Source organism: Pantoea sp. sgz302252 (assembly GCF_042610525.1).
Taxonomy (GTDB): Bacteria; Pseudomonadota; Gammaproteobacteria; order Enterobacterales; family Enterobacteriaceae; genus Erwinia.
Map to the genome: position 1 here is coordinate 274,966 of NZ_JBHDVM010000007.1, position 24,809 is coordinate 299,774.

Below are 24,809 nucleotides of genomic sequence, written 5' to 3' on the forward strand. Positions count from 1 at the left end.
CGCTATCCGCTCAGATAAAAGATAGCGGCGCCTAACGCTTACGCCACACCGTCAGCTGCGCTACGGTATGCTGATATTTGCGGGCCGTCTCACGGATCACAAAGGGCACATCCTGCGGCGCGGCAATCTCTTCAAAATCAGCCGTCAGCAGCCGTTGCAAAGCCTGGTAAGTGGTCAGCGCCTCGCCGTTCTCGCGGATGCCGCCCAGCCAGTTCTCTTTTGGGGTGTACTCTTCCAGCCAGGTGTAAGGCGAGGAGAGCAGCAGCATGCCGCCAGGGTTAATCATTTTGGCGATATCCTGTAAAAAACGTTTCGGCTGACGCAGACGATCGATCAGGTTGGAGGCCAGGACCAGATCGTAACCCGCCTTTTGCGGCTTCAGGTTACAGGCATCGCCCTGGACAAACTGAATGCGTTCAGCCTGCTCTTTGCCCAGCCCGAAATCTTTCAGCCGTACCTGGCGATACTCCACCAAATCGCCTTCTTCCTGGGTTACGTAGCGAAAATCCTCTCCGCTGGTCAGCTGTAGCGCCACATCGATAAAACGAGCAGAGTAATCCATGCCGACAACTTCATCGAAATAGCGTGCCAGCTCGAAGCTGGCGCGTCCGGTGGCGCAGCCAATATCCAGCGCGCGGCCGCGTTTTTCCGTCATAGTGCAGGCGATATCCACCAGCGCTTTGGCATAGTTCTCCGTCCCGAAATAGTTCGGGCCGTACTGGAAATCGAGATACTGCGATACCATACTGTCGGTTTCGTAAGGATTCAGCGTCATCTTTTCCTGATGCGAAGAAACCACATAGCGGAATCCAGCATGCTGGAAGAAATGGCGGCGGAAAGCGTAGCGCGAAGATTTAAGCACTTCGTTGCCGGTGGAAATCCAGCTACCGCCTTTAATCAGCGCGTGCTTGCCGTCAAAGGTCGGCGTGGAAAAATCATCGTAAAGCGGATGCACTTTAAAGCCTTCCAGCCCGTTGATCGGCGTCGTCGTCCATTGCCAGACATTGCCTATCAGATCGTAAAATTCGCCCTGGGCAAAGCGATCCACCGGACAGGAAGAAGCCCACCACGCCAGATTCAGGTTGCCAGGCGCTTCCAGCCAGCGATCGCCCTCAACCTGTTCACGCAGCAACAGCCATTCGGCTTCGCTGGGAAGCTGAACCGATTTGCCGGTTTCATCAGCTTTCCAGCGGCAAAAAGCGGCGGCCTCCAGTTGATTAACCTCAACCGGCCAGTCCCAGGGCATGGCGACCTCGGTGGTCAACAGGCGCAGGCGTAAATTATCCGGTGCGTCTGGCGAACCTATCCAGAAAGTCGGCATAGCGGCCTGAGTAAAGTTACGCCAGCCCAGCCCTTCCTCGTCCCACCAGCGATCGTCCTGATAGCCGCCTGCCGCAACGAATTCAAAAAACTCCGCGTTGCTCGCCAGCATCTGGCTGGCTTTAAAAGGTTTAACCTCTGTGGTTAGCGTGCCGTATTCGTTATCCCAACCGTAGGTATCGTCGGTTTTGCCTTGGGTAATACGCGCACCTTCAACAGCGATAAGCTTGTTTTCAGGCACGGCCTGGCGATCGTGGCGCGCAGTCGGACAGGCTGGCCAATGCGGTTGGGGTTTTACCCATTCAATTGGCAACTGGCGAATCAGCACGCTGGAGGTTTCCAGATGGATACGCTCATGCTCAATGCCCATCAGGATTACCCAGGCAGGGCTTTCCCAGCCAATCGGCAGCGCCAGCGGCATCGTTTTGATGAAGTTCTCTACCAGCGAACGTACTTTGCCGCGATAGTCGCGCAGCTCGGCAAGCGTTGGCCATTGGTAGTTAGTGGCATCCAGGTCGTCCCAGCTCATTTCGTCCACGCCGATCGCCATCATTGCTTCGATATGATCGTCAATGCGGTTTTCGATCAGGCCTGCTGCCATCAGCTTATTGATATAGAAAGTAGCGGTATGGCCGAAGTAGAACACCAGCGGATGACGCAGCGAAATAGCTTTGCTGTAATAAGCCTGCTCGTCGGCAAGGCAATCGAAAAGGCTCTCATAAAGCGTCCAGGTTTGCTGGAAATAGTCGAGAAGCTCCTGGCGTTTTTGTTCTGTATCGCTGCCGCTAAGCAGCAGCGTGCGGGTTGGTGCTGGTAAGGTTGAAGCCTGGTGATGTTGTGCCACGTAATACTCCTGAGAACCGTAGGCAAAAAAGCGTACATATGACTATAGCAGGTGAGTATTGCCGGATAGTGGCAGAAGAAAATTTAGCGTCGCCAGCGGCGCAGCAGGCGGTTTTTCAGTCCGGTATCAAAACGCCAGATATGGTCGAAGATACGCATAATACCGGGTTTTCCATGATCGGACAGCGCAACGGCATGGAAGCGCTGCTGCTGCATCAGCTGATGTTTTTTGACGGTTTTTGTCAGATCTTCCGGCAGCCGCTGCGCGATAAAATCGGAGATAATCACCGCATCGGCATCGTTCCACTGCGGCGTGGCGAGCCTGCTGAGCACAGCCTGTAAACAGGCCGCCAGATCGGTGCCGCCGCGAAAGCGCTGGCTGAGAAAGCGTATCGCCTGGCTAATGCCATCATCTGCGGTTAGCTCGTAGCCCACCACTTCATGCGCGAACAGCATAACGTAGCAGCGACGGTTATCCGCCAGCGCCACTTTCAGCAGCGCCAGGCAAAAGGCTTTAGCGCAGCGCTCGTTGAAGCCGCCCATTGAACCGGAGGTATCCACGCAGACGATAAAAGGCCCGCGCGGTTGCTCATCGTGATGCTGGTGGCTGACTGGCCGCAGCGAAACTTTATCGTGCCAGGCCTCGCCCTGAAGGCGATAGGTCAGTAGCCGTTTTTCTACCAGACGGCGGTAAAACTCCAGCTCCAGCTCGCTGATACCCAGCGCCGCCAGCTCCGGCGGCAGCAGACGCAGCACATCGTCGCTCTGATGGATGCCGCTGACCTCTTCCGGCACGCTTTCCGGCTCTCTGACCAGCTGGTGGAAAGTCTCCAGCGGCGCCTCCTCGCTCAGTACCGCTTTGGCCTCGCGGCTGCGGCCCAGCTGCTCCGCCAGCTTTTGCAGCAGCGGCTGCTGCGCCAGAAAATCGCCGTAATCGACGATCAGCTGATAGTCGCCGCGCTGGAGCGGGCATTTGCTTAAATCCCACAGGCGGCCAGCGGCAGCTTCGCTGTCATCGGACAACACCGGTGCCAGCTGGCCGCTCATCGCCAGCCTTTGCTGTAGCTCTGCCAGCAGCTTTTCCCGCTCGCTGTCGAGCAGCTGCTGGTTCAGCGACAGGGTTTGCAGCGTCAGGCTAAGCCGCCAGCGCTGCAAAAAGAGCGTCTGCTGCGGCTCGCTCATTTGTCCGGCTTCGGTATGATCGGTCAGCGCCCGGGCTTTCTCCGCAAAAGGCGAACTGTGGGTTTCCAGCCAGCTCAGAACCTCAGGCAGCTTCAGGCAGAACGCCCGGTTACCGAGCGGCTGGCATTGCTGAAAAAGCGCGAATTCTCCGGCAAGATCTTCCGGAACCTGCGTCTGTTTCAACTGCGCCAGCAGCTCTGACTTCCAGCGCGGCAGATCCTGCAGCAGTGCTTTTTTCATGCCGGGAAATTTTTCAAAAAAAACGGCAAGCTGCGGGCTGGCGAGCAGCGCCACCACCAGTTCTTCAATCAGCTCGCCTTCGCTGACCGCCAGAAACGCGCTAAGCGTATCCAGCGATATCAACGGCGTACCTGTTTTAGCTGGTCGGCAACCTGTTGCAGGCTCTCTTCAATTTTCGCCAGCCAGTCGTCGCTGATAAACAGACAGCGGTGATGCTGGCTGAACAGCGTGCGCTGGGCGTGAAGCTGCGCCTCTACCTCATCCAGCGCTTCGACGATCTCCTGCGGCAGTCCGCTTGCCAGCGGCTGACCCGGCAGCATCAGTCTTGAAGGTTGCAGGCTGACATCGCGCAAGGTCAAACAGTCATTGCCATCCACATGCAGATCAAGCGTCTGGGCAAAGCCGATGCCGTTAAGCTTGCCACGTACCTCGCCGCCTTTTTGCAGCCAGTGATGCAGCGCATCGCGCCCGATTGCGATATGGCTGACCTGCATATCGTGTAGCGTCAGCGGCTTTTGCAGCATCAGCGTCAGCGTCTCCGCCGAGAGTTCCGCTGGCAGCTCGTAGTGCGGTTTGCGCACGAACAGGCCGCCGTGCTTTGCGAGCCGGATTGCCTGCTCCACGCTTTTTTCCTGTTGCAGGCTCAGGCGACGGGCGGCAATTTGTTGCAGTTTGATCAGCATCGACTGCTGCTGCCAGGCCTGCTGGGTAATCAGATTATCAATCTCTCTGTCCAGCAGCTTCATTGAAGCCACGTCGTGCCACAGACAATCCTTTAGCAGGATCAGATCCACAGGCGCAATCGCTTTGCGGCCGCTATAGAAAGCACAGGCCTGCAGCAAATGAATCGCTTTTTTCCAGCGGCGATCGGAAATATAGGGCGCCTCGGGCTGGCTCTCCAGCTGCTGGCGCAGCTGAAAAATCAGTTCAAAAACCTCGTCCGGCAGCGCAACCTGGGCGATACCTTTTTGCCATTCGCTATACTCTTCATCGGTGATGCAGAGCGAATCCGCGACCGGGTTACTGTTTTCGTCCTGCTGGTGGGTCAGCATGCTGCGGAAATTCTGCTTCTCATGCACATTATCGAGCCACAGCCGGATCAGCATGCGGTCATAGAGCGCCTCCAGCCCGCTATCCGCTTCGGGCAGCTCGTTGGAGGCGGTGACCAGCAGCCGCATCGGGATCTGCTCTTCGCAGTCGCCATTGCGAAAGCGGCGCTCGTTGATGGCGGTCAGCAGCGTATTAAGAATGGCCGGGCCGGCCTTCCAGATCTCATCCAGAAACACGATTTCGGCGTCGGGCAGATAACCTTTGGTGAGTCGCTGATAGCGGCCTTCGTCCTTCAGCGCCTGGATGGAAAGCGGGCCGAAAACTTCTTCCGGGGTGGAAAAGCGCGTCATTAAATATTCAAAAGCGCGGGCGTGCTGAAAGGCGTACTTAAGGCGGCGGGCGATCAGGCTTTTGGCAATGCCAGGCGGCCCCAGCAGAAATACGCTTTCGCCGCTCAGCGCCGCTAACAGACAAAGGCGAATGGCGTGGTGCCTTTCGTAAAGCCCCTTTTCCAGGGCGTTGCTGAGGCGTGCGATTCTTTCCGCCAGGCGGTGAGGCTGAGACATCATCAAACATTCATCCTTTCTACGTTCTGGCCATTTTGGGAACTGGCGAGCGCAAACACTACTGGCTATGATGCTTGAAAGAGTTGATACGCGTCAGCTTTTTTCTTGTCAAAGGGTGACACAGGCCATTGAAGTCGCTTTCTTCCTCTTAATTAAGGATAGGCATTCAGAATGATTCGTGCATACTGTGCGTTTTTTGATGGCTTGATAAGCCTGGCGCGATTCAGCGTCCGGCCCCAACAAAAGATCCTTCTATGAGTTCTGACAAAAAGCAGTCCCTTGGCGCCGTGACCCTGGCTGCAATAGGCGTCGTCTACGGTGATATCGGCACCAGCCCACTTTATACCCTGCGGGAATGTCTCTCCGGCCAGTTCGGATTCGGCGTGGAGCGCGATGCGGTATTCGGTTTCCTCTCCCTGATTTTCTGGCTGCTGGTGCTGGTTGTCTCGTTAAAATACATCAGCTATGTGATGCGGGCCGACAACGCTGGCGAAGGCGGCATCCTGACGCTGATGTCTCTGGCTGGCCGCAATACCGGCGCGAAAGCCACGGCGATTCTGGTTATTATGGGGCTGATTGGCGGCAGCTTCTTTTACGGCGAAGTCGTTATCACGCCAGCCGTTTCGGTGCTTTCTGCTATCGAAGGGCTGGAGATCGCCGCACCCAACCTTGATGCCTATATAGTTCCACTAGCGATTACCGTGCTGACGCTGCTGTTTATTATTCAAAAACATGGAACCGGCATCGTCGGGAAACTTTTCGCGCCGGTGATGCTGCTGTGGTTTATTATCCTGGCCGTATTGGGCGCGCGCGGCATTATCGCTAATCCGGATGTGCTGCATGCGCTGAACCCTTATTGGGCAATGCACTTCTTTTTTGAATACAAAACCGTCTCTTTCTTCGCGCTGGGCGCCGTTGTTCTGGCTATTACTGGCGTAGAGGCGCTTTATGCGGATATGGGGCATTTTGGCAAGCTGCCGATTCGGCTGGCCTGGTTTCTGGCGGTGCTGCCGTCGCTGGTGCTGAACTACTTTGGCCAGGGTGCGCTGCTGCTGAAACATCCGAAAGCGATTAAAAACCCCTTCTTCCTGCTGGCGCCGGACTGGGCGCTGATCCCGATGCTGATCCTGGCGACGCTGGCGACGGTAATCGCTTCTCAGGCGGTGATTTCCGGCGTCTTCTCGCTGACCCGCCAGGCGGTTCGTCTGGGCTATCTGCCGCCGATGCGTATCGTACATACCTCTGAAGAGGAATCGGGACAGATTTATATTCCGGTCATCAACTGGATACTCTTTTTCTCCGTAGTGATTGTGATTGTCGGCTTTAAGCATTCCAGCAATCTGGCGGCGGCCTACGGCATCGCAGTGACCGGCACCATGGTGCTGACCTCTATCCTCTGTACGACGGTTGCGATAAAAAACTGGCACTGGAACCGCTATCTGGTGCTGTTTATCCTGCTTTGCATGCTGTGCATTGACGTTTCGCTGTTCTCGGCCAACCTGGTGAAAATCTTCTCCGGCGGCTGGCTGCCTCTGAGCCTGGCGCTGGTAATGTTTGTGATCATGACTACCTGGAAAAGCGAGCGCTTCCGTCTGCTGCGTCGCATGCACGAGCATGGAAATTCGCTGGAGGCGATGATCGCTTCTTTAGAAAAGTCGCCGCCGGTGCGCGTACCGGGCACCGCGGTTTATATGTCGCGCGCCCTGAATGTTATCCCTTTCGCTATGCTACATAACCTTAAGCATAACAAGGTATTACATGAGCGAGTGGTGCTGCTGACGCTGCGTACGGAAGATGCGCCCTATGTGCACAACGTGCGTAGAGTCACTATCGAGCAGCTTTCGCCAACCTTCTGGCGCGTAGTGGCCAGCTACGGCTGGCGAGAAACGCCTAATATGGAAGAGATTTTCCATCGCTGCGGGCTGGAAGGCCTCAACTGCCGGATGATGGAAACCTCGTTCTTTATGTCGCACGAGTCGTTGATTATTGGCAAACGGCCGTGGTATTTGCGGCTGCGCGGCAAGCTGTTTATGACGCTGCAGCGTAATGCACTCCGCGCGCCCGATCAGTTTGAGATCCCGCCTAACCGGGTTATCGAGCTGGGCACCCAGGTCGAGATTTGACGCACAAAGGCCGACGCAAGTCGGCCTGAGATTGATGACAAACCCTTGGTCGCGTTTAAATCTGTGACAGAGCAGCAGAGGCAGAGCGGAACACGGACACGCCGTAAATACTTCCATGTAGGCTCGGTTGGCGCGTCCATGCGCCAAACGGTCCGCTTATCCGCTCAGCCTCTGCCACTATTAAGCTGCCGTATTGCTGCAAAAAACAGAGGCTCGCCTGAGCTTTTTTAACTTTGTCAGCAGTCTGAAAGGCCGACGCAAGTCGGCCTTTCTCTTTCCTTTCCCCAAAAATATCAGCTTACATTCCCATACTTTCTCCTGAAAGCAGAGACGGCGCTTTGTGCTATTGCTTAAAAGCTGTACATGGCACGCAGCCTTTGGCTGTGTGGAACAGACTAAAAGGGAGAAACAGAATGAGGCTACACCATGCGATAGAAGTAAACGCGCCGCGCGAAAAGGTTTACCAGGTGCTGACCGATATTCAGCAAATGGCGGTCTGGCATAAAGGCAGCGTCAGCGGCGAAATTGCGCCAGGCGCCGAATTTCATCTGCAAACGGAAAACGGCCTGGATTTCGGCTGGCGCACTGAACATCTGATCGCTAACCGCGAGCTGCGGCAGCTTTGCGTCAACGGGCCAGGCAGTTCGGCAGGAAAAAGGTTACTGATTTCACTTGAGGATAAAGACAACGGCACGCTGATCGCTTTAAGCGACGGCGAGTGGCGCGAGGACGATCCGCATCTGCCGCTTTGCAATACGCACTGGGCTGGCGTGCTGCATAACCTGAAAACCGTGATTGAAAACAGGGAGGTAACAGAGTGAAAAAGAACCACCCACACTACGAGGTCGTTAAACCAGGCGAGCCGCATCCGTTAGGCTGGAAAGTGCCGCCGGTGGACGATCTGCGTTCAGCCATTGAACTGTTGAAGAAAATCCCGGGACAGTATCTGGAAACCGATCGCGAAGTCGATCCCAACGCCGAGCTGGCTGGCGTTTATCGCCATATCGGCGCGGGCGGCACGGTAATGCGCCCGACCCGTATCGGCCCGGCGATGACTTTTAATAACATCAAAGGCTTCCCCGGTTCGCGGGTGCTGGTAGGCCTGCTGGCCAGCCGAGATCGGGTCAGTGATCTGCTGGGCGCGCCGAAGCGCGAGCTAAGCATGCAGATGGGCCAGGCGAGGATGGCCGTTATTCCTCCGGTAGATATTGGTGATAAGCCTGCGCCCTGCCAGGAAGTGGTTTACCGCGCGGAAGAGGAAGGTTTCGATTTACGCAAGCTGCTGCCTGCGCCTACCAATACGCCGGAGGATGCCGGGCCTTATTTCTGTATGGGACTGGCGCTGGGCAGCGATCCGGATGACCGGGAAAATGTCGATGTGACCATCCATCGCCTGTGCGTACAGAGTAAAGATGAGCTGTCGATCTTTTTTGCGCCCGGAAGACATATCGATGCCTTTCGCCGTAAAGCCGAAGCGCGTGGCGAGCCGCTGGCTATCTCCATCAATATGGGACTGGATCCCGCCATCTATATTGGCGCGGAGTTCGAAGCGCCTACCACGCCTTTTGGGTTCGACGAGCTTTGCGTGGCGGGCGGGCTGCGCGGCAAGCCGGTTGAGCTGGTGGAATGCCTGACCGTGCCGCAAAAAGCTATCGCTAAAGCGGAAATTGTCATTGAGGGTGTCATCCTGCCTGAGGTTAGAGTTGCGGAGGATCAGAACAGCGGCACGGGCAAGGCCATGCCGGAGTTTCCCGGCTACACCGGCGAGGCAAATCCCTCTTTGCCGGTAATTAAGGTTAAAGCCGTTACCACACGCAAAAACCCCATTTTGCAAACGCTGGTTGGGCCGGGCGAAGAGCATGTCAGCCTGGCCGGGATCCCTACCGAAGCCAGTATCCATAACGCGATGGAAGACGCGCTGCCCGGCCTGCTAAAAAACGTCTATGCACACAGCGCTGGCGGCGGCAAGTTTCTGGCTATCCTGCAACTGGCGAAACGCAGCGCCGCCGATGACGGTAATGCGCGCCAGGCCGCACTGATTGCGCTGGCGGTCTATCGTGAATTAAAAAACGTCATTCTGGTGGATGAAGATGTTGATCTCTTCGACAGCGACGACGTGCTGTGGGCGATGCAAACCCGCTATCAGGGCGATATGGATACGGTGTTTGTTCCCGGCGTGACGGGGCACGTGTTGGATCCGTCGCAAACGCCACAGTACAACCCGAGGCTGGCGGATAAAGGCACTACCTGTAAAACCATTTTCGACTGCACGGTGCCGTACCCTCTGAAAGAGCAATTTGTTCGCGCGCAGTTTAAAGAGGTTGATCCCAGCCTGTGGGCGCCATCGCTTTTTAACCAATCAGCCGATTAAGCTGCCGCTTTTTGGCGAAGCCGCGCCAGCTGAACAAGCCTGCGCCATATCAGGCCTGGCCCGTACGCCGGGCTTGTTATCTTTGCGCGATACGCTATTTTCCGCTGCCGCTGCCGCTGCCGCTGCCGCTGCCGCTGCCGCTGCCGTCGAAGAGACTCTATCTTGCGCCTCTTCGCCGCTGTCTTTATCGCCATTGCCGCCGCATTAAACCAGCCGCTTATCCACCTGTTAAGTACGTAGCCTCACCGCAAAACCGCCGCCGTTGAGATTGCCGCACTGCATCTGCATGCCGTGCAGTCGCGCAATGCGGCTGACGATAGAAAGCCCCAGCCCGCTACCCGATTTTTCCTGGCCTGGCGGACGATAAAAACGCTGGCCAAGCCGCTGTAGCGCCTCTTCGCTGACGCCCGGGCCGTTATCCAGTACGGCAAGCTCGTCTTCAGTAAGGCGCAGCCGCACTTTGCCGCCGGGTTGACCATAACGCAGCGCGTTCTCCAGCAAATTTCGCACCATCAACGACAGCAGCAGCGCGTTGCCTTCGCGTATCACCGGTTTATCTTCCGCCTCCAGAACGATTTCCGTTCCGGCCGCCTGCGCCTGGGCATAGTGATCGATCACCGTCTGCTGTAGCAGCTGGCGCAGATCGACTTTCTCAGTTGCCAGATCTTCCTCGCTGTCCAGTCTTGAGAGCGTAAGCAGTTGATCCACCAGGCGAGCAGCGCGATCGATGCCGATATCCAGGTTTTTCAGCGCGTGGCTGCGAGCCACCTCGTCGTCATGCGCCAGCTGCGCCACCTCTGCCTGTACCTTGAGCGCGGCCAGCGGGCTTCTTAGCTCATGAGCGGCGTCAGAGGTAAAGCGCCGTTCGCGCAGCAGCATTTCGCTAACCCGTAAAAACAGCGCGTTCAGCTCCGTCAGCAGCGGTTTCACCTCGTTCGGCACGCGATTTTCCACCAGCGGCGAGCCATCTTCAGGCGCGCGGTTATGCAGCTGGCGGACGATTCGTTTTAAAGGTGCCAGTTCATGCGATACCAGCCACAGCAGCAGCAGCAGCATAATCGGCAAGGCAATTAGCCAGGGGATTAGATTGGTCTGGACAATATCGCGCGTCATATCTTCGCGGTATTCCCATTCCTGGCCCACCACGACCACATATTTCTTATCCGGCGTGGGTAACCACACCATGCGCCATAAATCATCGTCATCTTTCAGCTTGCCGTCGGTAAACCCAGCGCGCCTGTAGCTAAAGAGGAAATCTTTGCCGTTGTCGCCATCGTTCAGCACCATATGACCTTCGCGGGTGAATACGGCGAAGGCCAGCGCGTCGTCTTCCTGCTCGCCGCGATGCCGCTTCAGCAGCTTTTTGGTTTTTGGCAGCGTCACCGGCTCGCGGCTTAGCTGCTCAGGGTTCATGGTCGCCAGCCGCTTGGCAAACAGCATCTGCTGCGTGTCGAACAGCTGATTGATGTTGTGGCGTGTCTGCCACCATGAGCCAAGGCTGGCCGCTCCCCAGCAGATTAGCGTCAGCAGGAGGAAGCCCAGCATCAGGCGCAGACGTAAACTCAGGCGGTGCATTAAGGATCTCCCAGCGTATAGCCCACGCCATGCACGGTGCGAATAAAGTGGCTGCCCAGCTTTTTGCGTAAGTGATGGATATGCACTTCGACGGCGTTGCTGGAGACATCTTCATCCCAACTGTAGAGCTTTTCTTCGAGCTGCGCGCGGGTCAGAACCCGGCCTGCGTTAAGCAAAAACAGCTCCAACAGCGCCAGCTCACGCGACTTGAGCACCAGCGGTTCGCCGTTCAGCGTTGCGGTATGCGAGCCGGACTCCATCGCCACCGCGCCATGAGACAAAACGGGCTGTAGCTGGCCGTGACGGCGACGGATCAGCGCTTGTAGACGGGCGGCCACTTCGGCGAGCGCGAAAGGCTTGCAAAGATAGTCGTCGGCACCCTGCTGCAGCCCGGCGACACGCTGTTCCAACGCATCCCGCGCGGTCAGGATCAGTACGGGTTCGTTCCGCCCCTGTTTCCGCCAGCCGCGCAGGATCTCAAGGCCATCAATACCGGGCAGGCTTAGATCCAGCACCACCGCATCGTAAGCAACGGCATAAAGCGCCGCCTCGCCCTCTTTGCCCTCGGTGAACCAGTCAACGCTGAAACCCAGCTTGCCCAGCCCCGCTTTAATGCCGTCGCCAATCAGGCGATCGTCTTCAATGACTAAAATTTTCATGACGGCTTCCTCTGTAGTAACGGCTTTATACGAAAGGCAGTTAGCGCTGTACAGGCAAATAACAACGCAGTTCGTTGTTTTTCGGCACGGCTCGCAAACCAGGCAATTTAACCTCAGCCCTTAAGATCCTGTTAAGAACTCTTTGTTTAACTAAGCACTGAACAGAACGAACCGCGCAGCAAAAGCTGCATTACTCCACGGAATAAAGGTGACTATGATGAAAAAATCTGCTGCTTTATTAGCTATCGCCGCTCTGGTTTCTGCCCCTGCGTTCGCTGCTCAGACCGGCGGTTTCAGCGACCCGGCCGCGCCAGCAGCTAAAACCCAGCAGGGCGGTTTCAGCGGGCAGGAAACTGTGGTCACGGTCAAACAGGCGCAGGATATGCAGGACGATGCCTGGGTCACGATGCGCGGCAGCATCGAGAAGCGCATTAGCGAAGATGACTACATCTTCCGCGACGAAACCGGCACTATCAAAGTAGATATCGACCATAAACGTTGGGAAGGCCAGACCGTCACGCCAAAAGACAAGGTTGAAATCCAGGGTGAGCTGGATAAGGACTTTAACTCGGTTGAAGTAGATGTAAAAAAAGTCCGCAAGCTAAACTAACGTGCTGGCCTGCGTCGGCGTAAACCGCCTCAAAAGTTTACTCTGTTAGCCTTACAGCAGCCCTGATTGGGGCAGCGGATTCGGCTCGCTGGCGGCAACCTGTTCGCCAGCGCAAGAAATCTCCAGGCTTGCTGGCTATCCTGGCATCATCGAAAGATGCATCACCGCAGGCGAACGGTCAAAGCGCCGCCAGGCCAGCGCGATATCCGTATTCAGCGCCGCATCGTCAATGGGCCGGAATACCACGCCGGGATGAGCGATACAGCACAGTGATTCCGGCACTATGGCGAAGCCGAAACCTGCGGCCACCATGCCTATAGAAGAAGAAATCTGCGGCGACTGTTGGCCGGTATGCGGTTGAAAACCAGCACGCAGACAGGCGCTGATCACTACCTCATACAAACTTGGCGCGACCTCGCGCGGGAACATAATCAGCGTATCTTCGGCCAGCTGCGACAGAGAAATCTGCGGCTGCGTGCCCAGCGCATGGTCAGCAGGCAAGGCAACCCGCATCTTTTCGCTGGCTATCACCTTCAGATTAAAGGCTTTGCTGCTTTCGCACGGCAGGCGCACAAAAGCCGCATCCAGCAAACCTTCCTGTAAGTCATGCATCAGCGAAGCCATATTTTGCTCGCGCGTCAGCAGCTTCATCGCCGGATAGCGCGACTGGAAATCCTTCATCAAAGAAAAGATAGCCGGATGAAAAGCTACCGAACTGGCGACGCCCAGCGAAAGCTTGCCCGTCACGCCACGAGCTATACCTTTGGCTTTCTCCAGCGCGTGACCGGTCAGCTCCAGTATCTGGCAGGCGTCCTGGTAAAACGCCTCGCCTGCCTCCGTAAGCTCTACGCCGCGCGTCAGTCTTTTTAGCAGCGGCGTACCTATTTCCCGCTCCAGCCGCAGGATTTGCTGGCTGAGCGGCGGCTGTGAGATCCCCAGCATTTCTGCGGCGCGCGTAAAGTGATGCGTTTGCGCGACCGCGACAAAATAACGCAGATGGCGGAGTTCCATATCAAATACGTCTCAAAGTGATGGGCTTTCTATATTGGAATCCAGGACTGAATCGAGTCAACATTCAATCAGTAATCCTGAACTGTTTTAGCATAGAGGCATCTCATGAAACATTCTGTAACCGACTGTTTATGTGAGCAACAGCTGGTTTCCACCGTCAGCGCGCTCCGTCAGCACAGACCAGAAAGCGTTATCTATCAGACCTCTTTGATGAGCGCGCTGCTTAGCGGCGTGTACGAAGGCAACGTCACCGTGGCCGATTTGCTGAAGAAAGGCGATTTTGGCCTGGGAACCTTTAACCAGCTGGATGGAGAACTGATTGCTTTCGATAGCGAGGTCTATCAGCTGCGCTCCGATGGCAGCGCCCGGGAAGCCGATCCCCGGCAAAAAACGCCTTTCGCCGTGATGACCTTCTTTCAGCCGCAGTACCGGCATCGCTTTTCGGGGCCAGCCAGCCGCCAGCAGATCCACGATCTGATCGACAGCCAGGTGACTTCTGATAACCAATTTTGCGCGCTGCGCATCAACGGCCATTTTTCAGCAGCTTCTACCCGCACCGTGCCTTGCCAACACCGGCCTTATCGCTCTATGCCGGAAGTGCTTGGGCATCAGCCTACTTTCCAGTTCAGCCAGCGCGACGGCGTATTGATTGGTTTTCGCACGCCGCAGTATATGCAGGGCATCAACGTAGCGGGCTATCACGAACACTTTATTACCGACGACCGCCAGGGCGGCGGCCACTTGCTGGACTACCGGCTGGAAGAAGGTGAACTCACTTTCGGCGAAATCAGCAAGCTGGTGATCGACCTGCCCGGCGACAGCGATTTTCTGCAGGCCAATCTGAATCCGGAAAACCTGGATTCCGCTATTCGCTCCGTTGAAAGCTAATTCTGAGGAATCAAGATGAAAAACCCAACTGAAACAGCACTTTGGCAGCACGGCGCCGATTTGGTCGTGGCGCAGCTGGAGGCGCAGGGCGTGAAGCAGGTCTTCGGCATCCCCGGCGCGAAAATCGACAAAATGTTTGATTCGCTGGTAGATTCCACCATCCAGACCATTCCGGTACGTCACGAAGCTAACGCCGCCTTTATGGCCGCCGCCGTGGGCCGCCTGACCGGCAATGCAGGCGTGGCGCTGGTGACTTCCGGGCCGGGCTGCTCGAATTTGATTACCGGTATGGCGACCGCCACCAGCGAAGGCGATCCCGTTGTGGCGCTGGGCGGTCAGGTGAAGCGTGCCGACAGCGCCAAGCAGGTTCATCAAAGCATGGATACCGTGTCGATGTTTCGTCCGGTCACCAAATATGCGGTCGAGGTCACCGACTCTAATGCGCTGGCAGAAGTGGTTTCCAACGCCTTCCGTCACGCCGAACATGGCCGTGGCGGCGGCGCTTTTGTCAGTCTGCCGCAGGATATCGTCGATCAGCCTGCTCGCGGTCAGCTGCTGACCAGCAAAGGTCAGGTGCTGCTCGGCCCGGCACCGGACACTGCCATCGCAGCGGTTGCCGCGCAAATCGCTAAAGCGAAAAATCCGGTGCTGCTGTTGGGCCTGATGGCCAGCCAGCCGGAAAACAGCGATGCCATTCATCGCCTGCTGGAGCGCAGCCGCATCCCGGTCACCAGCACCTATCAGGCAGCTGGCGCGGTCAGACAGGAACACTTTTCACGCTTTGCAGGGCGCGTTGGGTTGTTTAACAACCAGGCGGGCGATCGCCTGCTGCGTGAAGCCGATCTGATTATCACCATCGGCTACAGCCCGGTTGAATATGAGCCGGCAATGTGGAACAGCGGCACTGCCACGCTGGTGCATATTGACGTACTGCCATCGGATGCGGACAACTGCTATTTGCCCGATGCGGAGCTGGTTGGCGATATCGCTGCTACGCTCGACAAGCTAACCGCGCGTATCGAAGTGCCTTTACAGCTCAGCGCAGAAGCGGCAGCGATCCTGGAAGATCGTCAGCAACAGCGTCAGCTGCTCTCCTTACAGGGTAAAAACCTCAATCAGTTTGCTCTGCATCCGCTGCGCATCGTGCGTGCCATGCAGGACATCATCAATAGCGACGTTACCTTGACCGTAGATATGGGCAGCTTCCACATCTGGATCGCTCGCTATCTCTATAGTTTCCGCGCCCGCCAGATCATGATTTCCAATGGACAGCAAACCATGGGCGTGGCGCTGCCCTGGGCTATTGGTGCCTGGCTGGTGGATCCGAGCCGAAAAGTGGTGTCGGTTTCCGGTGACGGCGGCTTCCTGCAATCCAGTATGGAACTGGAAACCGCCGTCAGGCTGAAAGCCAATATCCTGCATATTATCTGGGTTGATGAGGCCTACAACATGGTGGCGATGCAGGAAGAGAAAAAATACCAGCGAGTTTCCGGCGTGAAGTTTGGGCCGGTGGATTTTAAAGCCTATGCGCAGTCGTTCGGCGCCGCCGGTTTTGCGGTAGAAAGCGCGGCCGAACTGGAGCCAACACTGCGTAAGGCCATGGATGTCAATGGGCCAGCCGTAGTCGCCGTGCCGGTGGATTATGCCGACAACCCGATGCTGATGGGCCAGCTACATCTGAGCCAGATACTGTAAAGCGTTCAAGGAGATAAAATGAAAAGCAAAGTAGCTTTAGTCACAGGTAGTGGTCAGGGGATCGGTAAAGCCATAGCGTTGCGTCTGGCAAAAGATGGTTTTGCCATAGCGGTGGCCGATTTTAATGAGCAGACCGCGCGCCAGGTAGCTGATGAAATCGCCAGCGCGGGCGGTAAGGCTTTGGCAGTCACTGTCGACGTCTCTAAGCGCGACCAGGTTATTGCTGCGGTAGAGAAGGCACGCAAAGAGCTGGGCGGGTTTGATGTCATCGTCAACAACGCCGGGATCGCGCCGACTACGCCAATTGAAGAGATCACCGCAGAAATGGTGGATAAAGTTTACGATATCAACGTAAAAGGCGTGATCTGGGGGATGCAGGCGGCGATTCAGGCTTTTAAAGCGGAAGGCCACGGCGGCAAAATCATTAATGCCTGCTCGCAGGCGGGTCACGTCGGTAATCCTGAGCTGGCGGTTTATAGCTCCAGTAAGTTCGCCGTGCGCGGGCTGACGCAAACCGCCGCTCGCGATCTGGCGCCGCTGGGTATTACTGTTAACGCCTATTGCCCTGGCATCGTTAAAACGCCTATGTGGGACGAAATCGATCGCCAGGTTTCCGAAGCGGCGGGCAAACCTCTGGGCTACGGCACGGCGGAATTCGCCAAACGCATCACGCTGGGCCGCCTTTCAGAGCCGGAAGATGTTTCAGCCTGCGTCTCTTACCTGGCCGGGCCGGATTCCGATTATATGACCGGGCAATCGCTGCTGATTGATGGCGGCATGGTCTTTAACTGATTGCTCTGCCAGCCGCCTGCACGCCAGGGCGGCTGGCTTTTTTCGTTTTATAAAAGACCATTAACGAAACGTTTCGATAGCGATCACAATTCCGCATTATCCTCCTTGTCTTCCCGCGCCGTTTTTTTACACTCCCGATCAGCGAAACGTTTCGCTCTGGAGTGAAAAATGAAAAAAGGCGCCTTACTGAATTCTGCAATCTCTTCCCTGGTTTCTCGCCTGGGCCATACCGACAGCGTCACTATCGGCGATGCGGGCCTGCCCATTCCTTCAGGGCCGGAGCGTATCGATCTGGCGCTGACGAAAGGCATCCCAGGTTTTATGCAGGTAGTGAAAACCGTCACCGAAGAAATGCAGGTCGAGAGCGCTATCATCGCGGAGGAGATTAAATCCCATAATCCGCAGCTTCATGACGAACTTTCCGCTCTGCTCGATTTGCTGCAACAACACCAGGGAAACACCATTGCCGTTCAGTACGTTCCACATCAAGAGTTTAAACAGCTAACACAGCGTAGCCATGCGGTGATCCGCAGCGGGGAATGTTCGCCTTACGCGAACATTATCCTCGGCGCTGGCGTGACCTTCTGAGGCCGTCATGCAACCTTTACTGCAACTTCAGGGCATCGAAAAAGCCTTTCCCGGCGTGAAGGCGCTTTCTGGCGCTTCGCTGGCGGTCTATCCTGGCCGCGTAATGGCGCTGGTGGGAGAAAACGGCGCCGGAAAATCCACCATGATGAAAGTCATGACCGGCATCTATGCCCGTGATGCCGGATCCATTAAATGGTTGGGCGGAGAGGTCAGTTTCAACGGGCCGAAGGCTTCACAGGAAGCGGGCATCGGCATTATTCATCAGGAGTTAAACCTGATCCCGCAGCTTAGCGTGGCGGAAAACATCTTCCTGGGCCGCGAATTCGTGAATACGTTCGGCGGCATCCGCTGGAAAAAGCTTTATGCGGAAGCAGACAAACTTCTCCAACGGCTCAACCTGCGTTTCAGCAGCCACAAACTGGTAGGCGATCTGTCAATCGGCGATCAGCAGATGGTAGAGATTGCCAAAGTGCTGAGCTTTGAATCGAAAGTCATTGTGATGGACGAGCCTACCGACGCATTAACAGATACGGAGACTGCCTCGCTGTTCCGCGTTATCTGCGAGCTGAAAGCACAGGGCTGCGGCATCGTCTACATCTCGCACCGCATGAAAGAAATTTTTGAGATTTGCGATGACGTTACGGTTTTCCGCGACGGGCAATTTATCGCAGAAAGAACGGTCGACAGCCTTAATGAAGAAACCCTGATCGAAATGATGGTGGGCCGCAGGCTGGAAGAGCAGTATCCGCGCCTTGATAAAGCGCCGGGCGAAGTCCGCTTACAGGTAGAAAATCTTAGCGGGCCGGGCGTGGATAACGTCAGCTTCTCGCTGCGCAAAGGCGAGATTCTGGGCGTGGCCGGACTAATGGGCGCGGGCCGCACTGAACTGATGAAAGTCCTTTATGGCGCATTCGCCCGCAGCGGCGGCAGCGTGACGCTCGACGGTAAAAAAATTGCCACACGCACGCCGGAAGAAGGCCTACGCAACGGCATCGTTTATATCTCTGAAGATCGTAAACGCGACGGGCTGGTGCTGGGCATGTCGGTAAAGGAAAACATGTCTCTGACCGCACTCGACTATTTCAGCCATGGCGGCGGCAGATTAAAGCATGCGGAAGAGCAGCTGGCGGTCAGCGATTTTATTAAATTATTCAAAGTCAAAACGCCCTCAATGGAACAGCCGATCGGGCTTTTATCCGGCGGTAACCAGCAGAAAGTCGCCATCGCGCGCGGGCTGATGACGCGGCCGAAAGTACTGATCCTGGATGAGCCGACGCGCGGCGTGGACGTAGGCGCCAAAAAAGAGATCTATCAGTTAATCAACCAATTTAAAGAAGAAGGGCTGAGCATCATTCTGGTCTCTTCTGAAATGCCGGAAGTGCTGGGCATGAGCGACCGGGTGCTGGTGATGCACGAAGGTCGTCTGAGCGGCGACTTTCCCGTAGAACAGGCCACGCAGGAGCGCCTGATGGCGGCGGCGGTCGGCAAGCAACATAGCGCGGAGCTGGTAACACCATGAGTACTCAAACCCTTCAGGCCAACAGACTGTTCAGCAAAGCCTGGCTGCTGGAACAAAAATCGTTAATCGCGCTGGTGGTGCTGATCGCCGTGGTCGCCAGCCAGAGTCCTAACTTCTTCACCCTGAACAATATGTTCAACATCCTCCAGCAAACCTCTGTAAACGCCATTATGGCTGTCGGGATGACGCTGGTTATCCTGACCTCCGGCATCGATCTATCGGTGGGATCGCTGCTGGCGCTGACCGGTGCAGTAGGCGCTTCGTTGGTAGGTATCGAGGTTAACGCGCTGGTCGCGGTAGCGGCTTCGCTGGCGCTGGGCGCACTGATCGGCGCGGTGACCGGTACTATAGTGGCGAAAGGCAAAGTGCAGGCTTTTATCGCCACGCTGGTAATGATGCTGCTGCTGCGCGGCGTAACTATGGTTTATACCGATGGCAGCCCGGTTAATACCGGTTTTAGCGACAACGCCGATCTGTTTGGCTGGTTTGGCATTGGGCGGCCGCTGGGGATCCCTACGCCGGTCTGGCTGATGGCGCTCACCTTCCTGCTGGCCTGGTACATGCTGCACCATACCCGCCTGGGACGCTACATCTATGCGCTTGGCGGCAACGAAGCGGCGACTCGCCTCTCCGGCATCAGCGTCAGCCGCGTCAAAATTACCGTTTACGCGCTGAGCGGCATGCTCGCGGCGCTGGCTGGCACTATCGAAGTTGCCCGGCTCTCTTCTGCCCAACCTACGGCGGGCACAGGTTATGAACTGGATGCTATTGCCGCGGTGGTGCTGGGCGGCACCAGCCTGGCGGGCGGCAAAGGCCGCATTATGGGCACGCTGATCGGCGCGCTGATTCTGGGCTTTCTGAATAACGGCCTGAATTTGCTTGGCGTCTCTTCCTATTACCAGATGATCGTCAAAGCGGTAGTGATCCTGCTGGCGGTACTGGTCGATAACAAAAAATAACCCTACAGGAACCGAAAATGAAAATGACCAAACTGACGGCGCTGGCCGTGCTGCTGGGCGCGACGCTGAGCGCTAACGCGCTGGCAAAAGATACCATTGCGCTGGTGATTTCCACACTGAATAACCCGTTCTTCGTTTCGTTAAAAGATGGCGCGCAGAAAGAAGCGGACAAGCTGGGCTACAACCTGGTGGTGCTGGATTCGCAGAACAATCCGGCAAAAGAGCTGGCTAACGTGCAGGATCTTTCCGTACGCGGCACAAAGTTAATGCTGATTAACCCAACCGATTCTGACGCGGTGGGCAATGCCGTGAAAATGGCGAACCAGAACAATATCCCGGTTATCACGCTTGACCGCGTAGCTTCCCAGGGAAAAGTGGTTAGCCACGTTGCCTCCGATAACCGTCTCGGCGGTAAAATGGCGGGCGACTATATCGCCAAACGCGTTGGCGAACAGGCAAAAATTATCGAGCTGGCCGGTATTGCCGGCACTTCCGCAGCTCGCGAACGCGGTGAAGGTTTCAAAACTGCCGCCGACGCGCATAAATTTGTTATCCTTGCCAGCCAGCCCGCAGATTTTGACCGCACCAAGGGACTGAACGTGATGCAGAACCTGCTGACCGCTCATCCGGACGTTCAGGCGGTATTCGCGCAAAACGATGAAATGGCGTTAGGCGCAATGCGCGCATTGCAAACGGCGGGCAAATCTGATGTGGTAGTAGTCGGCTTCGACGGCACCGCGGACGGCGTAAAAGCCGTTCAGGGCGGCAAACTGGCCGCCACGGTGGCGCAGCAGCCGGAGCAAATCGGCGTTATCGGCGTACAAACGGCCGATAAAGTGCTGAAGGGCCAGCAGGTTCAGGCCGTCAATCCCGTTGACCTGAAGCTGGTCACTAAATAATCAAAGAAAAGCATGGCACGCGCCACCTCTTGCAGGTGGCGCCTTTTTTCTGGACGCTCCCATGACTAAAACCGGCAGGCTGGCCGTACTCGGCAGCATCAACGCAGACCATATTCTTAATCTCACCTCTTTTCCTCGTCCCGGCGAAACGGTGATCGGTAAACAATACCAGATCGCTTTCGGCGGCAAAGGTGCCAACCAGGCCGTAGCGGCCGGACGTAGCGGCGCGGATATCGCCTTTATCGCCTGTGTGGGCGAGGATGATATCGGTCAGCGCATCCGTCAGCAGCTGGCGGAAGACCGTATCGATATTACTCCTGTAGAAGCGGTTGCCAGCGAATCCACCGGCGTGGCGCTGATTTTCGTGAATGAAGAGGGCGAAAACAGCATTGCTATTCATGCTGGCGCGAACGCCGCGTTAACGCCGGAGCGGGTGGAAAAACAGCGTAAGATCATTGAAGAAGCGGACGCGCTGCTGATGCAGTTGGAGTCGCCGCTGGCAAGCGTGCTGGCCGCGGCGCAAATTGCCCGCCAGCATCAAACCAAAGTGATCCTTAACCCGGCGCCAGCCACGCCGCTTTCCGACGAGCTGCTGGCGCTGGTGGATATGATTACGCCAAACGAAACCGAAGCAGAAATCCTTACCGGCGTCGCGGTAACGTCCGATGAAGATGCGGCGCGAGCAGCGGCGGTGCTGCATGAAAAGGGTATTAACAGCGTGCTGATTACCCTGGGCAGCCGCGGCGTCTGGCTCAGCGAAGCGGGCAAAGGCGAGCGTATTCCCGGCTTTAAGGTGCAGGCGGTTGATACCATAGCAGCGGGCGATACCTTTAATGGCGCGCTGATTACTGCCTTGCTGGAAGGAAAAGCCATGCCGCAGGCCGTGCGTTTTGCTCATGCAGCGGCGGCTATCGCCGTGACTCGCTCTGGCGCGCAGCCTTCGGTGCCGTGGCGCGAAGAGACAGATAGCTTTTTACAGCAGCAGGAGTAGCCCGTGCCTACCATGAAAGATGTCGCTCGCCTGGCGGGCGTATCGACGTCTACGGTTTCCCACGTCATTAACAGAAACCGCTTCGTCAGCGAGGCTATCCAGGAAAAGGTTACCGCAGCGATTACCGCGCTGAACTATGCGCCTTCCGCTCTGGCGCGCAGCCTTAAGCTTAATCAGACGCACACTATAGGTATGCTGCTTACCGCCAGCAGTAACCCTTTCTATTCGGAAGTAGTGCGCGGCGTAGAAAGAAGCTGCTACGAGCGCGGCTATAGCCTGGTGCTTTGTAATACGGAAGGCGACGAAGACCGAATGAATCGTAGTCTGGAAACGCTGCTGCAAAAACGCGTCGATGGCCTGCTGATTATGTGTACCGAAAGCCATCTTCCTTCTGCGGCCCTTCTTAATCGTTATCCTTCTATTCCCACAGTAATGATGGACTGGTCGCCTTTTGAGGGCGGCAGCGACATCATTCAGGATAACTCGCTGTTGGGCGGCGAGATGGCAACCCGCTTTCTGATCGCTCGCGGCTATACGCGTATAGCCTGTATTGCTGGGCCGCAGGATAAAACGCCCGCGCGTTTGCGTCTGGAAGGGTTTTATCAGGCTATGCGGCAGGCTTCGCTGACGGTTCCCGCTGGCTATGTCGTCAGCGGCGATTTTGAGTTTCAGGGCGGCTATCACGCCATGAACCAGCTACTGGCACAGAACCCGAGACCGCAGGCGGTTTTTACCAGTAACGACGCTATGGCCGTTGGCGTCTATCATGCGCTTTATCAGGCCGGACTTTCGGTGCCTGCGGATATGGCAGTGATCGGCTATGACGATATTGAGCTGGCGCGCTATATGACGCCGCCGTTGACCACCATTCACCAACCGAAAGACGATTTAGGCGAGCTGGCTATAGATACCTTGATTCATCGTTTCGCCGATCCCGACGCCAGCCAGCAGCTGCTGGTGCTGACGCCGGAACTGGTCGAACGTGGTTCCGTCGCTTAACTTCGGGCACGCTTTTTCCGCTTCTCCCGATCGGAAATCAGATGCCTGCCGTCACCTGGCCTTAGCAGCATAAAGACCAGGGCGGAAAGCACTGTCACCACGCCCATTGTCAGGAAGGTGGAATGGAACTGTTCCACGGTAGTGCCGCCGAAATTCTCATAGAAACGCAGCACCGCCGCACTGACCGCCACGCCGAAACTGATAGCAAGCTGCTGCGTAACGGCAAGCATGCTGTTGCCGCTGCTGGCGTTACTGTCATTCAGGTCGGCTAAGGTTATGGTATTCATCGCCGTAAACTGAGTAGACATCGCCATACCCAGCACAAACAGCGGCAACAGCAACAACGCCAGGCTGGCTGCAGGCGATTGCAGCGCAAAGCTGGCGATCAGCACGCCGATAATCACGCTAATCCCCGTCAGCGTTTTCCGGTAGCCAAACCAGCGCAGCACCTGCGTCACCGTGGATTTAGCCAGAATAGAACCCAGCGCGGTCGGTGCCATCATGCAGCCAGCCAGAATAGCGGAATAGCCAAAACCGACCTGGAGCATCAGCGGCATCAAAAAAGGAATGCAGCCGGTGCCAAGACGTGAAGCTATGTTGCCGAGAATACCGATTGAGAACGTACGGGTCTTAAACAAAGGCAAAGGGATCAGCGGTGTTGGATGGCGTCGCGCATGCACTATATAAAGAAGAAGCAAAAGAATGCCGCCGCAGGTCACTGCCAGCGCAAGGCTGCTGGCCACTATCTTTTCGCCAAACAGTTCGATCCCGCTGGAAAGCAGCACTAACCCGACACCGAAGAGCACAAAGCCGATAAAATCAAAGCGGCGTTTAGGCGTAGTGAAGTCCGGCATATATTTACGGGCGTACACAATGCCCAGAATGCCAATGGGAATATTAATCAGGAAGATCCAGTGCCAGGTCGCATAGGTGACCAGTACACCGCCAAGCAGCGGGCCAAGAACCGGGCCGACTAACCCAGGCATGGTTACGAAATTCAAAACCGGCAGCAGTTCGCTGCGCGGATAGGCTCTTAATAATGCCAAACGAGCCACGGGCATCATCATGGCACCGCCTATCCCCTGTATTACCCTGAACAAAACCAGCATGGTTAAAGTGCTGGATAGCGCGCAGGCCAGCGAGCCCAGCGTAAATAAAGAAACAGCGGCGATAAAGACCTTGCGCGTGCCAAAGCGATCGGCAAGCCAGCCGCTGACGGGGATCAGCATTGCTACTGTCAGGGTATAGCTGATCACGGCAGACTGCATTGCAAGGGGAGAACGGTTAAGGCTGGAGGCGATGGCGGGCAGTGCGGTATTCAGTATCGTAGCGTCCAGCGACTGCATAAAGAAAGCCATAGCGGCTATCCACGGAAGTCCGGCCATACTGCGCGCGGATTTAATCATTGGGCATCCTTCTCAGTCATCGTTGCCGACAGGATAATCCTGCAAAGTAGAAAGAATAGCATCAGCAGACGCGCTACCGTGACCGATATAAAAGAGAATAAAGAGCAATTTGCCGGTTAAATAGTCTGAAGCAGGTTGTTAATTGCGCTTTTGTTGAAAAAAGAAACGGTCAGCAGTTTTTTTTGCAGAAACGCTTGTCAGCCGTCAGAAACTCCCTATAATGCGCCTCCACTGACACGGAACAACGGCTTGCGAGTCACCGGGTCAGGAGGTTCAGGAAGCTGAACCGCCGGAGAAAAACTTCTGAAAAAGAAGTTGACTCTGAAGGAGGAAAGCGTATTATACGCCACCTCGCGGCAGGAAGCGAAAGCACTGGCCGCACCGCTCTTTAACAATTTATCAGACAATCTGTGTGGGCACTCGCAGGATTGATATCAACGTCTCCGGACGTAAAAAATATCAAGTCTTAAGAGTGAACACGTAATAAATTCATTACGACGTTTTCCTTGAGCATCGCTACACG

Annotated in this window: 20 protein-coding genes; 13 read left to right on the forward strand and 7 right to left on the reverse strand. The window is 56.1% G+C overall.

Annotation, left to right across the window (positions count from 1 at the left end; translation table 11 throughout):
• Positions 1-31: 31 nt before the first annotated feature.
• The 3 genes from ovoA to ravA form a co-directional block, all read right to left on the reverse strand.
• A complete protein-coding gene (gene ovoA, locus ACETPC_RS15170; RefSeq protein WP_380182648.1) occupies positions 32-2,164 on the reverse strand; it encodes a 5-histidylcysteine sulfoxide synthase in 2,133 nt (710 codons plus the stop codon).
• Positions 2,165-2,247: 83 nt separating this feature from the next.
• The gene (viaA, locus tag ACETPC_RS15175; RefSeq protein WP_380182650.1) at positions 2,248-3,708 is read right to left on the reverse strand and encodes an ATPase RavA stimulator ViaA; all 1,461 of its coding nucleotides are present in this window, start codon (positions 3,706-3,708) and stop codon (positions 2,248-2,250) included.
• Entirely contained in the window at positions 3,705-5,201 is a 1,497-nt protein-coding gene (gene ravA / locus ACETPC_RS15180) for an ATPase RavA (RefSeq protein ID WP_380182701.1), read from the reverse strand. Before ravA ends, viaA begins: the two co-directional genes overlap by 4 nt.
• Positions 5,202-5,455: 254 nt before the next feature.
• On the opposite strand from ravA, the gene kup reads away from it, so the two are divergent.
• The 3 genes from kup (at position 5,456) to ACETPC_RS15195 (ending at position 9,695) form a co-directional block, all read left to right on the forward strand.
• Positions 5,456-7,324, forward strand: coding sequence for a low affinity potassium transporter Kup (kup, locus tag ACETPC_RS15185; RefSeq protein WP_380182652.1), 1,869 nt, complete (start codon positions 5,456-5,458; stop codon positions 7,322-7,324).
• Between the two features lie 413 nt (positions 7,325-7,737).
• Positions 7,738-8,145 (forward strand): SRPBCC domain-containing protein, encoded by a 408-nt coding sequence (locus ACETPC_RS15190; protein ID WP_380182654.1) that lies wholly within the window; start codon positions 7,738-7,740, stop codon positions 8,143-8,145.
• 62 nt (positions 8,146-8,207) lie between these two features.
• Positions 8,208-9,695, forward strand: coding sequence for a UbiD family decarboxylase (locus ACETPC_RS15195; protein ID WP_380182702.1), 1,488 nt, complete (start codon positions 8,208-8,210; stop codon positions 9,693-9,695).
• A 228-nt stretch (positions 9,696-9,923) separates the two neighbouring features.
• Here ACETPC_RS15195 and qseC read toward each other — a convergent pair whose 3' ends face one another.
• Entirely contained in the window at positions 9,924-11,270 is a 1,347-nt protein-coding gene (gene qseC / locus ACETPC_RS15200; RefSeq protein ID WP_380182656.1) for a quorum sensing histidine kinase QseC, read from the reverse strand.
• Complete coding sequence (gene qseB / locus ACETPC_RS15205; protein ID WP_380182658.1) at positions 11,270-11,929, reverse strand: quorum sensing response regulator transcription factor QseB; 660 nt, start codon at positions 11,927-11,929, stop codon at positions 11,270-11,272. Before qseB ends, qseC begins: the two co-directional genes overlap by 1 nt.
• A gap of 217 nt (positions 11,930-12,146) precedes the next feature.
• Between qseB and ACETPC_RS15210 the strand changes: the two genes are divergently transcribed.
• Positions 12,147-12,539 carry a YgiW/YdeI family stress tolerance OB fold protein gene (locus tag ACETPC_RS15210; protein WP_380182704.1) on the forward strand — a complete coding sequence of 131 codons (393 nt, stop codon included), beginning with the start codon at positions 12,147-12,149 and terminating at the stop codon, positions 12,537-12,539.
• Between the two features lie 135 nt (positions 12,540-12,674).
• Here the strand turns inward: ACETPC_RS15210 and ACETPC_RS15215 are convergent, their stop codons facing one another.
• Positions 12,675-13,550 (reverse strand): LysR family transcriptional regulator, encoded by an 876-nt coding sequence (locus tag ACETPC_RS15215; RefSeq protein ID WP_380182660.1) that lies wholly within the window; start codon positions 13,548-13,550, stop codon positions 12,675-12,677.
• Between the two features lie 105 nt (positions 13,551-13,655).
• On the opposite strand from ACETPC_RS15215, the gene budA reads away from it, so the two are divergent.
• The 9 genes from budA to rbsR all read left to right on the forward strand — a co-directional run bounded on the left by budA (position 13,656) and on the right by rbsR (position 22,880).
• Complete coding sequence (budA, locus tag ACETPC_RS15220; RefSeq protein WP_380182662.1) at positions 13,656-14,438, forward strand: acetolactate decarboxylase; 783 nt, start codon at positions 13,656-13,658, stop codon at positions 14,436-14,438.
• A 15-nt stretch (positions 14,439-14,453) separates the two neighbouring features.
• On the forward strand, positions 14,454-16,133 hold the full coding sequence (gene alsS / locus ACETPC_RS15225; RefSeq protein WP_380182664.1) for an acetolactate synthase AlsS: 1,680 nt from the start codon (positions 14,454-14,456) through the stop codon (positions 16,131-16,133).
• 18 nt (positions 16,134-16,151) lie between these two features.
• Positions 16,152-16,925 carry a (S)-acetoin forming diacetyl reductase gene (locus ACETPC_RS15230; RefSeq protein WP_380182666.1) on the forward strand — a complete coding sequence of 258 codons (774 nt, stop codon included), beginning with the start codon at positions 16,152-16,154 and terminating at the stop codon, positions 16,923-16,925.
• Between the two features lie 168 nt (positions 16,926-17,093).
• On the forward strand, positions 17,094-17,513 hold the full coding sequence (gene rbsD / locus ACETPC_RS15235; RefSeq protein WP_380182668.1) for a D-ribose pyranase: 420 nt from the start codon (positions 17,094-17,096) through the stop codon (positions 17,511-17,513).
• A gap of 7 nt (positions 17,514-17,520) precedes the next feature.
• Positions 17,521-19,032 (forward strand): ribose ABC transporter ATP-binding protein RbsA, encoded by a 1,512-nt coding sequence (gene rbsA, locus ACETPC_RS15240; protein WP_380182670.1) that lies wholly within the window; start codon positions 17,521-17,523, stop codon positions 19,030-19,032.
• Positions 19,029-19,991: a ribose ABC transporter permease gene (gene rbsC / locus ACETPC_RS15245; RefSeq protein WP_380182672.1), complete on the forward strand. Its 963-nt coding sequence runs from the start codon at positions 19,029-19,031 to the stop codon at positions 19,989-19,991. The genes rbsA and rbsC overlap by 4 nt, the downstream gene beginning before the upstream one ends.
• Positions 19,992-20,008: 17 nt before the next feature.
• Entirely contained in the window at positions 20,009-20,890 is an 882-nt protein-coding gene (gene rbsB / locus ACETPC_RS15250) for a ribose ABC transporter substrate-binding protein RbsB (RefSeq protein ID WP_380182674.1), read from the forward strand.
• A gap of 61 nt (positions 20,891-20,951) precedes the next feature.
• Complete coding sequence (gene rbsK, locus ACETPC_RS15255; protein ID WP_380182676.1) at positions 20,952-21,881, forward strand: ribokinase; 930 nt, start codon at positions 20,952-20,954, stop codon at positions 21,879-21,881.
• Positions 21,882-21,884: 3 nt separating this feature from the next.
• Positions 21,885-22,880 carry a ribose operon transcriptional repressor RbsR gene (gene rbsR, locus ACETPC_RS15260; RefSeq protein ID WP_380182678.1) on the forward strand — a complete coding sequence of 332 codons (996 nt, stop codon included), beginning with the start codon at positions 21,885-21,887 and terminating at the stop codon, positions 22,878-22,880.
• Here the strand turns inward: rbsR and mdtD are convergent.
• A complete protein-coding gene (mdtD, locus tag ACETPC_RS15265) occupies positions 22,877-24,286 on the reverse strand; it encodes a multidrug transporter subunit MdtD (protein ID WP_380182680.1) in 1,410 nt (469 codons plus the stop codon). The genes rbsR and mdtD overlap by 4 nt on opposite strands.
• Positions 24,287-24,809: the final 523 nt, after the last annotated feature.

Excerpts from the sequence above, each read along its gene's own strand:
- ravA (WP_380182701.1), bottom strand. The coding sequence starts at position 5,201 with ATGTCTCAGCCTCACCGCCTGGCGGAAAGAATCGCACGCCTCAGCAAC.
- kup (WP_380182652.1), top strand. The coding sequence starts at position 5,456 with ATGAGTTCTGACAAAAAGCAGTCCCTTGGCGCCGTGACCCTGGCTGCA.
- ACETPC_RS15190 (WP_380182654.1), top strand. The coding sequence starts at position 7,738 with ATGAGGCTACACCATGCGATAGAAGTAAACGCGCCGCGCGAAAAGGTT.
- qseC (WP_380182656.1), bottom strand. The coding sequence starts at position 11,270 with ATGCACCGCCTGAGTTTACGTCTGCGCCTGATGCTGGGCTTCCTCCTG.
- qseB (WP_380182658.1), bottom strand. The coding sequence starts at position 11,929 with ATGAAAATTTTAGTCATTGAAGACGATCGCCTGATTGGCGACGGCATT.
- ACETPC_RS15210 (WP_380182704.1), top strand. The coding sequence starts at position 12,147 with ATGAAAAAATCTGCTGCTTTATTAGCTATCGCCGCTCTGGTTTCTGCC.
- ACETPC_RS15215 (WP_380182660.1), bottom strand. The coding sequence starts at position 13,550 with ATGGAACTCCGCCATCTGCGTTATTTTGTCGCGGTCGCGCAAACGCAT.
- budA (WP_380182662.1), top strand. The coding sequence starts at position 13,656 with ATGAAACATTCTGTAACCGACTGTTTATGTGAGCAACAGCTGGTTTCC.
- alsS (WP_380182664.1), top strand. The coding sequence starts at position 14,454 with ATGAAAAACCCAACTGAAACAGCACTTTGGCAGCACGGCGCCGATTTG.
- ACETPC_RS15230 (WP_380182666.1), top strand. The coding sequence starts at position 16,152 with ATGAAAAGCAAAGTAGCTTTAGTCACAGGTAGTGGTCAGGGGATCGGT.
- rbsD (WP_380182668.1), top strand. The coding sequence starts at position 17,094 with ATGAAAAAAGGCGCCTTACTGAATTCTGCAATCTCTTCCCTGGTTTCT.
- rbsA (WP_380182670.1), top strand. The coding sequence starts at position 17,521 with ATGCAACCTTTACTGCAACTTCAGGGCATCGAAAAAGCCTTTCCCGGC.
- rbsC (WP_380182672.1), top strand. The coding sequence starts at position 19,029 with ATGAGTACTCAAACCCTTCAGGCCAACAGACTGTTCAGCAAAGCCTGG.
- rbsB (WP_380182674.1), top strand. The coding sequence starts at position 20,009 with ATGAAAATGACCAAACTGACGGCGCTGGCCGTGCTGCTGGGCGCGACG.
- rbsK (WP_380182676.1), top strand. The coding sequence starts at position 20,952 with ATGACTAAAACCGGCAGGCTGGCCGTACTCGGCAGCATCAACGCAGAC.
- mdtD (WP_380182680.1), bottom strand. The coding sequence starts at position 24,286 with ATGATTAAATCCGCGCGCAGTATGGCCGGACTTCCGTGGATAGCCGCT.